We start from the raw sequence: 10,608 nt of genomic DNA, 5'->3' as shown, positions 1-10,608 counted from the left end.
ACCCTCCGGCAACGCGAACTGGCGAGCGCGGCGGACAAGATCGCGACGGAGACCGGCCGGCGACACGTCGGCACCGCCAGCGGCGATTACGTCGCCGGCACCTACCGCCAGCGCCTGACGCTCGCGTCGGGCCGCTTCGCGATGATCGACGATGGCATGGGATTTCAGCTCGTGCCCTGGACGCCGTCGATCGACCGCCAGCTCGGCCAGCACATCAGCGGCGTCGCACGACCCGATGGCGGGGTCGACTGGACCTCCCGCAAGCGCGGCCTCGCCCTCTAACCCACCAAGGATCGATCATGTCCGCGACCAAGATACTCTGGGGCCAAATCCTCGCTGTCTTCCTGATCGTCCTGCTCACGACATGGGGTGCGACCGAATGGACAGCATACCGGCTCGGATTTCAGGACGGTCTTGGCGCGCCATGGTTCACCATCGCACGCTGGCCCATCTACTACCCGCCGGCGCTCTTCTGGTGGTGGTATTTCTATGATGCCTACGCGCCTTCGGTGTTCGCCGAGGGCGGCATGATCGCCGCGTCAGGCGGGATCGTCGCCACGATCGTCGCGATCGGTATGTCGGTGTGGCGGGCGCGGGAGGCACAGAATGTGGAGACCTATGGCTCGGCGCGCTGGGCCCGTCTCGACGAGGTGAAGGCCGCCCACCTCCTCGATCAGGACGGGGTGATCCTGGGGAAACTCGATCGAGATTATCTGCGCCATGACGGCCCGGAGCATGTGCTCTGCTTTGCGCCGACCCGTTCCGGCAAGGGCGTTGGCCTCGTCGTCCCGTCACTCCTCACCTGGCCCGGCTCCGCGATCGTCCACGACATCAAGGGAGAGAACTGGACGCTGACCGCCGGCTACCGCTCGCGCTTCGGTCGCGTGCTGCTGTTCGACCCGACCAACGCCATGTCGGCCGCCTATAATCCGCTTCTCGAAGTACGGCGCGGCGAATGGGAGGTGCGCGACGTCCAGAATATCGCGGACATCCTCGTCGACCCGGAAGGGAGCCTCGAAAAGCGCAACCACTGGGAGAAGACCAGCCACGCCTTGCTGGTCGGCGCGATCCTTCACGTCCTCTACGCCGAGAAGGACAAGACCCTCGCCGGCGTCGCCGCCTTCCTGTCAGATCCCCGACGCCCGATCGAGTCGACCCTCGCGGCGATGATGAAGACCCCCCACCTAGGCGCGGCCGGGCCGCACCCTGTCATCGCCAGCGCGGCGCGGGAGCTTCTCAACAAGTCCGAGAACGAGCGCTCCGGCGTGCTGTCCACCGCGATGTCGTTCCTCGGCTTGTACCGCGATCCCGTCGTCGCCGAGGTTACGCGCCGCTGCGACTGGCGCATCACCGACCTGGTCGGTGGCAAGCACCCGACGACGCTCTACCTCGTCGTGCCGCCCTCGGACATCAACCGGACAAAGCCGCTGATTCGGCTTATCCTCAATCAGGTTGGCCGCCGCCTCACCGAGGACCTGCACGCGAAGGCGGGTCGGCATCGCCTGCTCGTCATGCTCGACGAGTTCCCCGCGCTCGGCCGCCTCGACTTCTTCGAGAGCGCGCTCGCCTTCATGGCTGGTTACGGCCTCAAGAGCTTCCTCATCGCCCAATCGCTCAACCAGATCGAGAAGGCCTACGGCCCCAACAACTCGATCCTCGACAACTGCCATGTCCGGGTGAGCTTCGCGACCAACGACGAACGCACAGCGAAGCGGGTCTCCGACGCGCTTGGCACCGCCACCGAGATGAAGGCCATGAAGAACTATGCCGGCCACCGGCTCTCACCCTGGCTCGGGCACATGATGGTCTCCCGGTCGGAGACCGCGCGTCCACTGCTGACCCCCGGCGAAATCATGCAGCTCCCCGCAGGCGACGAGATCGTCATGGTCGCGGGAACGCCACCGATCCGGGCGCAGAAGGCACGCTTTTTCGAGGACCGCCGCTTACAAGAACGGGTGATGAGCCCTCCCGCGCAGCGGAAAATCACTGCCCCTTCACCGGACGACTGGAGCAGGCTCGCACTTCCCCATCCGCCGGCGGATGCTCGCCCGCCGTCAGGCTCTCCGACCGAGGATGAGGACACGACCGGCTCCGAGCAGCGGCGCCAGCCCGAGATCGACCGAGCGCCTCCACCCGAGCCGGTCAAACCGATCAGCGAGTTTGATTTCGATACCATCGACGAGACCGAGGACGACATAGCCCGCACCAGTCGCATGCGTGCCACGATGCGGATGACGGCTCGGCAAGCCTCGCTCGACCCCGGCGACGGCATCGAGCTCTAGGAGACCGAGATGGCAAAGAAACAGCGCCTGTCGGTTTATCTGGACAACGATGTGCTCGACGCTCTCACCGCCTATGCCGCCCGGCGCGGACATTCGCTATCGTTGGTCGCCGAGGCGGGCATCGCATCGTTCCTGTCGCCGGACGCCGCCGAGCGCCAAGAGGCCGTCACGGCCAAAAGGCTCGACCAGCTCGACCGGCGACTGGCTCGGATCGAGCGCGACGTCGGCATCTCGATCGAGACGCTCGCGATATTCGTGAGGTTCTGGCTGACGACCACACCTGCTTTGCCCGAGCCTGCCGCCCAGGCCGCGCGCGCAAAGGCGAGCGAGCGATACGACGCCTTCGTCACCGCGCTCGGCCGTCGACTCGCTAACGGACCAAAGCTGCAAAACGAGATTCCCGAAGACGAACCACCGCGCGAATGACACCACATGGGGACAAAGCTGACGTTCGGGCACATCCGATGAGCGACGGCTGTTAGAAAAAGCCGCCGATCATAGCCCGCGATCGCGTCATTCTGGCCATCCGCACGATTCAGTGCGGCAGAGAAAGGCATTTCCGGTATCACCGTGCCTGACCGCCATGCGGGCAGCCGCAACGCGAAACACGATCATCTACGGTCCGGGGGGATCCATTGCTCGAACGCTTCCAGTTATTGCGCAATATTGGTCAGTACGATTCAGTAAACGCTGGCGCGCAAATACCGCTTTCAACGCTAACGCTCATCTATGGCGAGAACGGACGCGGTAAGACCACCCTTTCGTCCGTGTTGCGCTCGCTCGGCACAGGCGATGCGGGCCTTGTGCTAGAGCGCAGCCGCCTCGGGGCGGCGAATCCGCCGCACATCGTTCTGGGCTTCGCCGGCGGCGTCACCGCGCAGTTTCAGCATGGAGCCTGGTCGGCTCCGATGCCGCGCATCGAGATCTTCGACGATGCCTTTGTCGCGGCGAATGTGTGCTCGGGCGTCGAGATCGGCACCAGCCACCGCCAGAACCTTCATGAGCTAATTCTTGGCGCGCAGGGCGTGGCGCTCAATGCGGCTCTCCAGGTCCATGTCGCGCGTATCGAGGATCACAACCGCGCTCTGACATTGAAAGGCAACGCCATCCCTGCGGCCGCGCGCGGCGCCCTGAACGTGGATGATTTTTGCGCCCTTCCAGCCGATCCCGACATCGAGGCCTCGATCGCTACGGCCGAGCAGAACCTTGCGGCTGCGCGATCCGCCGATGCGATCCGCCAGCAGGCGACTTTCCTGCCGATCGCACTGCCCGCCTTCGACGTTGACGCCTTGGGCGCGCTTCTGGCTCGCACCTTGCCAGACCTTGAGGCGGATGCGGCGGCGCAGGTGCGAGCTCACCTGCGCCGCCTCGGCAAGGGTGGCGAGGGATGGGTCGGTGACGGCATGACCCGCATCGCAGGCGCCTCGGAAGGGTCAGACAACGAGGTCTGCCCCTTCTGCGCGCAGGATTTGGACGCATCGCCTCTCATCGCGCATTACCAAGCTTATTTCAGTCAGGCCTATAACGGCTTGAAATCCTCAATCACCGAGACCGGTCAAGGTATCAATACAACCCACGGGGGCGAAGTACCGGCCGCCTTCGAGCGTGCCGTACGCATAGCCGCACAGGGCCGCACCTTCTGGAACGCCTTTACCGATGTTCCCGAGGTTGAAGTGGATACGGCGGTGGTCCTGCGGGCTTGGACGGCCGCGCGCGATGCTGTCCTGACCGTGCTGCGCGCCAAGGCAGCCTCGCCGCTCGAAGCGATGGCGCTATCCGTCGAAACGCTTGCCCTCATCCGCGACTATGACGCGCGACGCGCAGACGTTGCCGCGCTGTCCGGGGGGCTGCAGGCCTGCAACGCCCCGATCGCGGTTGTGAAGGAGCAGGCGGCGAATGCTGACGTTGGCGCGCGCGCGGCCGATCTTGCGCGGTTGCAGGCCGTGCACGCCCGTCACAGCGATCCGGTCAGCGGCCTCTGTGCCAATTATCTTGCCGAAAAGGCGGAAAAGACGGCCACGGAAGGCCTGCGCACCCAGGCACGGACGGCGCTCAACAACTACCGTGAGAACATCTTCCCGGCCTATGAGGCTGCAATCAACACCTACCTGCAACGCTTCAATGCGGGCTTCCGGCTCGCATCGGTCAGCCCCCAAAATACGCGCGGTGGTTCATCCTGCACCTATAACGTCGTCATAAATAATGTGCAGGTGGCGCTGACCGCCAACGCCGGCCCAGCTTTCCGCAATACCTTGAGCGCCGGCGACCGCAACACGCTTGCGCTCGCCTTCTTCTTTGCATCGCTCGAGCAGGACCCGCAGCTGGCGCAGAAGATCCTCGTCATCGACGACCCCATGACCAGCCTTGATGAACACCGCTCGCTGACAACGGTGCAGGAGATGCGCCGCATGCAGGCCCGCGTCAGCCAGGTCATCGTGCTGTCGCACTCCAAGCCCTTCCTCTGCCAGCTTTGGGAAGGCGCCGATACTGCCGTGCGGCAGGCGCTGCTGATCCGGCGCGACGGAGTCGGATCGACGCTGGCGCTCTGGGACGTAAACCAAGACTGCATCACCGAACACGACCGGCGGCACGCCCTCGTGCAGGGATACCTTCAGGCGGCGGACCCGGTGGCCGAGCGGCGCGTCGCCGCCGCGCTGCGCCACATCCTCGAAGCCTTCATGCGCGTGGCTTATCCGGCCGTATTTCCGCCCGGCATGCTGTTGGGGCCGTTCCTAGGCATTTGCCAGCAGCGCGTCGGCCAGCAGAATCAGGTATTGAGCCAGCCCGATATCGACGAACTGCGCGCGCTGCTCGCCTACGCGAACCGCTTCCACCATGACACCAACGCTGCCTATGAAACGGAAGCCATCAACGACCAGGAGCTCACGCATTTCAGCGAACGTGTGCTCGCCTTCGCGCGGCGCAGCTAATTCGCCGTTATCCGGTAGCGCCTTTGCTCCCCGGCCTGCTCAACCGCGATCCTACGCCCGCTGAATCGAAGGGTTGAGAGGGCAGCATGGACCGTGTTGGGCTTCCAGCCCGTCGCTTCCACGAGTTCACGGATGGTGGCCCCGCCGTCGCGCTCGAGCATGTCGACAATCAGCGCCTGCTTGGTTCCCGCGCGCGGCACGCCATCAGCCGCCTTCAATCTGGGGCGGCTTCCCGCTGAAGATGATGAGGTTATCCGGCTCTGACGCAAACCAGGCATAGCTGCCCCAGGCAAGGCCGCTGACGGTCTTGCGGAAAGTCTGCGACGCGCGATCAAGATAGGCCGTCACGAAGGCGACGTGCTGCGGTGCGAACCCGGCACCTCCGGCGATTTGCAGGAGCGCGGTTTTCCGGGCGTCGTTGACCGTGCCGTCCGTGTGCACGACCTCGACGTAGATCAGCATTTGGTGCTGCGGGCCGAGATCGACCAGCACAATGTCAGGAAGGCTCTTGTCAGCCGGGTTCGTCAGCCCGATCGCCTTGGCCAGTTCATCATCCCGCGCCACGCCCTTGTTGCCGCTTTCGCTCAAGGTGATGACGCCAGGTTTTGTCAGGAACTTCGGCGCGAAGACCTCAATGACCGCCTTTGAAATGTCGGCGCTCGGCCCGGCTCCCATGCGCCGGGTCTCGCCGTTCGGGAACGTCACCAGCTCGTAGGCACCGCCGCCAGCGGCGCCCTTACGCACGATCGCGATGCGCGCAAGCGCGCCGGCGTTAAGGTGTTTTTCCCGCCAGGCTGCCGCCTTCGCGATGAACGTGGCCTCGTCGAGATCGGGCGCCAGCAGCGCCGCGAAATCACCCTGCAAGGCATAGCGTCCCGCCGGCGAGGTGGTGGACAGGCCGGGGCGCTCGATGACGGCGCCGTTCTGGATCAGGGCATAACGGATCGTGTCGTCACGGATGGATTCCCGCGTATTCACGGCATACCAGCGGCCCGGCACATCGGCCTTGCTCGGCTTGATGGAGGCTTTCGCCCAGGCATCGCGCGCGTCGTCATCCGCCTGCGCGGCCTGCTCGTCCGTCATGCGTGTGACCTGATCGGGCCTGATCCATCGCTCCGCACCTTCGACCGCACCCGCATAGAGCATCACGAAGATGGTCTTGGCGGCGATCTCCCAGACCGAACGCTCGCGGTTTGCGGAGCCTTCCGGGAATATTTCGGGAAGGCGGGCGTGGATGTCGTTCCAGGACAACAGGGCAGGCAATTTCATGCTTTGAGGCCATACAGGCCGCGCAGGACCTTTTCGATCGCCGCGCGTGTCGCGCCCTTCACGACCAGGCGCTCGATCGTCGCCATGGCGGCGAGAGGCGGCAGCGGGATGGACTCCAGCTCGAATGCAGAAACGGCGACGCTTCCGCTGATACAGCGGAAAATCTGGTCTACCACATCGCTGTTGAGCACGGCCGCGAGGGCTGCGGGCGTCACCTTCGGCTTGCCGATCGCGCGCACCATGTTCAGGTGGTTTTCGACGACAACGCCGCCGTGAGCGTCAATGAACGCCTGCGGCAGCTCGGCGGCGATCAGGCGTCGCAGCTGCTCCTTGGCCGTCGTGCGTTGCACGAGCACGCAGGATTGATCGACGACGAGCCAGCCATCTCCGGCTTCCGTCTTGAAGTAAGGCGCATGGTTCTTCTTCTCGGCGCGGAAAATGAAGCGGCCGTCTGCCGTCACCGCTTCCGCCCAGATAAGTGGGTGCAGGCCGCGCGCCGCACGGCCGCGCATCTGCGGTTTGAATCTGTTCCAGACGAGCGGGCCGGTCGACACGCCATAGCCCCAATCGGAGAGTCGCGCGGCCATACCTTCCGCTGCCTTGATCAACCCCACATGGGCAGGTTCGCGCGGCGCCAGCCAAGGCGAACCGGCATCGTCGGGCAGGCTCACCTTGCCGTTCTTGGTCAACCGCGCTTCGCGCTCATTGTCGACATTGAGGTAATGGACCTGGAAACGCTCACGCTCGCCGCCCTTGCGGTAGAGCGCGAGCAGGGTTTCCTGCAGCACATCCTCAAAAACGCCGCGCCGGGCATGTACGAAGTCTATGGCGACCGGCGGCGCTTCGGCCGCGATAAGCCTGCGCAAAGCGGTGTAGTACTGCCCACCCAGCACGCTCGTTGGGGTCAGATAGGCGATTACACCGCCTGGCCGCGTCCACCGCAGGGCGATGTCGGTGAAGACGCCGTAGAGGTTGGCATGGCCGTAGAGTCCGCGCGCATAGCGGCTGCGTTGAGCAGCCGTTAGCGCCACACGGCCATAAGGCGGATTGCCGACGACAAGATCGAACTGCGCCGCCGGCGCTTCCTCAAGCGTGTCACAGACCTTCACGAAAACAGGCGCCGTGCGGCCGCTCGCCGCACTCAAGTCGGACAGCAGGATTTCTAGGGCGGCCTGTGATAACCCAGCCGCATGCGGATCAAGCTCGAAGCCCGAGAGACGGGTGCCAAGCTGGGCCAAGATGAAAGCCGGCTCGCTGCCGTCAAGCGCCCGGCGCATGCGCGCGGCCGCTTCCAGGAGGAAGGCGCCGCCACCACTCGCCGGATCGAGCACGCGCGCGCTCGACCAGTCCACGCCGCCCTCGCCGGCGAGATCGAGCAGGCGTTGCGTCAATGACGGCGGTGTATAGAAGGCGCCGAGGGCGCTGCGCTCCTTACCGGGGAGCAGCGTCGTGTAGAGGCTCGTCAGGAAATGACAGCCTTCCAGCAGGGGAAGCGCCGCTGATTCCTGTCCGATCGACTGCGCCAGCTGCTGCGCAGTTGCATCGAGCTTTCCGCGCACAGCGACAAACGGGTCGCTCAAGGCGAGGCCAGGCGCAACGTCGGCCGCGAAGGCCTCCATGGCCGCGCGCGTAAACAACGCGGCCTGGTTCGTACGGCGCGTTTCCGCGATCGTTTCCGACCAAGCACGCGCCATGATGCGGGCGCGCGAAAGCTCGCTACGCTTTGTGTCAAGCGTCGCTGCCATACCAATTGGAGCGACCTTTTTCACTTTGACTGACGATTTCAAGCTCACGAAATCCCTATCTTACCCGCGGCCGCCGATTTCGGCGTAAACCGAACAACTTTGATGTCAGCTGACCGTTTTCGCACCTGTGCAATGTCGAAGCTATTTTGCATTTGCATGAGTGTTTCTAGAGACAAGCCAAAAGCTTTCTCGATACGCAAAGCCATTTCGGCAGATAGATGTGCTCGACCATTTAGCAGCGCCGACAACGCCGGACGCGTAACCCCAAGCGCCTGTGCGGCTTCGGTCACAGAAATCCCATGACTTTCGATGATTTTGCTTTTTACAAACCAGCCAGGATGGGTGGGATCTTTCCGGCGAACTGCAGCTCTCATTCGCTCGCCTCCTCCAAACGGCTGTCTCGGGATCGTGCACTGTAAAGCGTCACTTTACAAGTCCCTTCGTTCCCTTAACGTTCCCCCCAAGGGTGGGGTGTCGGATGGAAGGCTGCGGTCTTTCGAGGTGTTGACGATCCTTCTGGAAGCTTGGATTTAGTTCTACCCGGAGCTCAAGGTCCACCAACTGCCGCTTTTGTCGGCACAAGACGTCTGAGTGAAATACGAGAACGTCATGATCATGGTCGAGAGCAGCCGCAGGGCGGGCCTGTAACCCCGCCGATTGCCTGTCTTTGCACGCTACAGTGCGACGACCACCCAACACTTGTTGAAATACCTGGCTTTCTGCCTCCTCTATCCGCCCCACGCAGGGCCGCGCGACGTGCGCGGCCAATAATTGGACGGGGCAACGGTGGCAAACCTGCACGCCAGACGAGAAGCGCTCCGGCGCGGCGCGCGCATGCTCAGCACTGCGCTCGGACCGTCGATCGCGCAGTTTCTCGAAGACCCCGCCGTGGTCGAAGTCATGCTCAACCCGGATGGGCGACTGTGGGTCGACCGCCTCGCGGAAGGACTGGTCGAGACCGAAGCGACCCTCTCGCCAGAAGACGGAGAGAGGATCATCAGGCTCGTCGCGCACCATGTAGGCGCCGAGGTTCACGCAGGCGCACCGCGCGTTTCAGCCGAGCTACCCGAGACCGGCGAGCGATTTGAAGGCCTGCTGCCACCCGTCGTCACCGCGCCAACCTTCGCCATCCGCAAGCCTGCCGTCGCGCTGTTCACGCTCGACGACTATGTCTGGACTGGCGTGATGCCGGCGGCACACGCGGACGCGCTGCGCGTCGCCGTCGCCGAACGCCGCAATATCCTCGTTGCGGGCGGCACCTCGACCGGCAAAACGACGCTCACCAACGCCTTGCTCGCCGAAGTCGCCAAGACCAGCGACCGCGTCGTGCTGATCGAAGATACGCGCGAGCTGCAATGCGCCGCCCCGAACCTGGTCGCCATGCGGACCAAGGACGGCGTCGCGACGCTTTCCGACCTCGTTCGCTCCTCCCTTCGGCTCCGCCCCGACCGCATCCCGATCGGCGAGGTCCGCGGCGCAGAAGCGCTCAACCTCCTCAAGGCCTGGGGCACCGGACATCCCGGCGGGATCGGCACGATCCACGCCGGCAGCGCGATCGGCGCGCTCCGCCGCATGGAGCAGCTCATACAGGAGGCAGTCATCACCGTCCCGCGCGCGCTCATCGCGGAGACGATCGACATCATCGCCGTCCTGTCCGGCCGAGGCGCGGCACGACGCCTCGCCGAACTGGCGCGCGTCGACGGCCTCACGGCCGACGGTGACTACCGGGTGTCCCTCATCTTCCCGCCCCTCACAGGAGAACCGTCATGACCATCCGCGCGCTCGGCGCCCGTCGCCTCACGACAGTCGTTTCCCTAGTCGCCTTCTCGGTCGCATTCGCCCCGGCTGCCCAAGCCTCGGGTTCGTCGATGCCATGGGAAGCGCCGCTCCAATCGATCCTGGAATCGGTCGAGGGGCCGGTGGCGAAGATCCTGTCGGTCATCATCATCATCGTGACCGGCCTGACACTCGCGTTCGGAGACAGTTCGGGCGGATTTCGCCGACTCATCCAAATCGTGTTCGGTCTCTCGATCGCCTTCGCCGCATCCAGCTTCTTCCTGTCCTTCTTTTCGTTCGGCGGCGGGGCGCTGGTCTGATGGCGCTGGGCGCCGATCCTACGGGCGAGGTCCCCGGCTTCTCGGTCCCGGTTCACCGCGCCCTGACCGAGCATATTCTCCTTGGGGGTGCTCCGCGCTCTATCGCGATCCTCAATGGGACGCTTGCCGGCGCGGTTGGTCTCGGCCTGCGACTATGGATCGCGGGCATCGCGATCGGGCTGATCGGCCATGTCGCCGCAGTCTGGGCAGCGAAGCGCGACCCGCAGTTCGTCGACGTCGTCAGGCGCCACCTCCGCTTTCCAGCGCACCTGTCGGTTTGAGGGCG

Annotated in this window: 11 protein-coding genes; 7 read left to right on the top strand and 4 right to left on the bottom strand. The window is 64.5% G+C overall.

What is annotated here, in order from left to right:
* The 4 genes from ACOJSF_RS04540 to ACOJSF_RS04525 form a co-directional block, all read left to right on the top strand.
* The coding region (locus tag ACOJSF_RS04540; protein WP_420141040.1) for a DUF3363 domain-containing protein at window positions 1-282 on the top strand (282 nt) is incomplete at its 5' end.
* 17 nt (window positions 283-299) lie between these two features.
* Window positions 300-2,282 (top strand): conjugal transfer protein TraG, encoded by a 1,983-nt coding sequence (locus ACOJSF_RS04535; protein ID WP_420141039.1) that lies wholly within the window; start codon window positions 300-302, stop codon window positions 2,280-2,282.
* A gap of 9 nt (window positions 2,283-2,291) precedes the next feature.
* Complete coding sequence (locus ACOJSF_RS04530; protein ID WP_420141038.1) at window positions 2,292-2,708, top strand: CopG family transcriptional regulator; 417 nt, start codon at window positions 2,292-2,294, stop codon at window positions 2,706-2,708.
* A gap of 209 nt (window positions 2,709-2,917) precedes the next feature.
* Window positions 2,918-5,212 carry an AAA family ATPase gene (locus ACOJSF_RS04525; protein WP_420141037.1) on the top strand — a complete coding sequence of 765 codons (2,295 nt, stop codon included), beginning with the start codon at window positions 2,918-2,920 and terminating at the stop codon, window positions 5,210-5,212.
* On the opposite strand, the gene ACOJSF_RS04520 is transcribed toward ACOJSF_RS04525, so the two are convergent.
* The 4 genes from ACOJSF_RS04520 to ACOJSF_RS04505 are packed head-to-tail and all read right to left on the bottom strand — an operon-like array spanning window position 5,209 to window position 8,600.
* Window positions 5,209-5,430 (bottom strand): DUF3489 domain-containing protein, encoded by a 222-nt coding sequence (locus ACOJSF_RS04520; RefSeq protein ID WP_420141036.1) that lies wholly within the window; start codon window positions 5,428-5,430, stop codon window positions 5,209-5,211. The genes ACOJSF_RS04525 and ACOJSF_RS04520 overlap by 4 nt on opposite strands.
* Entirely contained in the window at window positions 5,417-6,481 is a 1,065-nt protein-coding gene (locus ACOJSF_RS04515; protein WP_420141035.1) for a BsuBI/PstI family type II restriction endonuclease, read from the bottom strand. Before ACOJSF_RS04515 ends, ACOJSF_RS04520 begins: the two co-directional genes overlap by 14 nt.
* On the bottom strand, window positions 6,478-8,274 hold the full coding sequence (locus ACOJSF_RS04510; protein ID WP_420141034.1) for an HsdM family class I SAM-dependent methyltransferase: 1,797 nt from the start codon (window positions 8,272-8,274) through the stop codon (window positions 6,478-6,480). The genes ACOJSF_RS04515 and ACOJSF_RS04510 overlap by 4 nt, the downstream gene beginning before the upstream one ends.
* Window positions 8,271-8,600: a HigA family addiction module antitoxin gene (locus ACOJSF_RS04505; protein ID WP_420141033.1), complete on the bottom strand. Its 330-nt coding sequence runs from the start codon at window positions 8,598-8,600 to the stop codon at window positions 8,271-8,273. Before ACOJSF_RS04505 ends, ACOJSF_RS04510 begins: the two co-directional genes overlap by 4 nt.
* A 412-nt stretch (window positions 8,601-9,012) precedes the next feature.
* On the opposite strand from ACOJSF_RS04505, the gene trbB reads away from it, so the two are divergent.
* From trbB to ACOJSF_RS04490, 3 genes are read left to right on the top strand one after another with little or no spacing between them, the layout of a single operon-like run.
* The gene (gene trbB / locus ACOJSF_RS04500; protein WP_420141042.1) at window positions 9,013-9,996 is read left to right on the top strand and encodes a P-type conjugative transfer ATPase TrbB; all 984 of its coding nucleotides are present in this window, start codon (window positions 9,013-9,015) and stop codon (window positions 9,994-9,996) included.
* Entirely contained in the window at window positions 9,993-10,322 is a 330-nt protein-coding gene (locus ACOJSF_RS04495; protein WP_420141032.1) for a TrbC/VirB2 family protein, read from the top strand. Before trbB ends, ACOJSF_RS04495 begins: the two co-directional genes overlap by 4 nt.
* A complete protein-coding gene (locus tag ACOJSF_RS04490; RefSeq protein ID WP_420141031.1) occupies window positions 10,322-10,603 on the top strand; it encodes a VirB3 family type IV secretion system protein in 282 nt (93 codons plus the stop codon). The genes ACOJSF_RS04495 and ACOJSF_RS04490 overlap by 1 nt, the downstream gene beginning before the upstream one ends.
* The last annotated feature ends 5 nt before the right edge of the window (window positions 10,604-10,608 follow it).

Source organism: Sphingomonas sp., assembly GCF_048594985.1.
In the GTDB taxonomy this organism is placed as follows: Bacteria; Pseudomonadota; Alphaproteobacteria; order Sphingomonadales; family Sphingomonadaceae; genus Sphingomonas_I.
The sequence above is the reverse complement of the archived record's forward strand: the minus strand, read 5'-3'. Positions and strand labels throughout refer to the sequence as shown.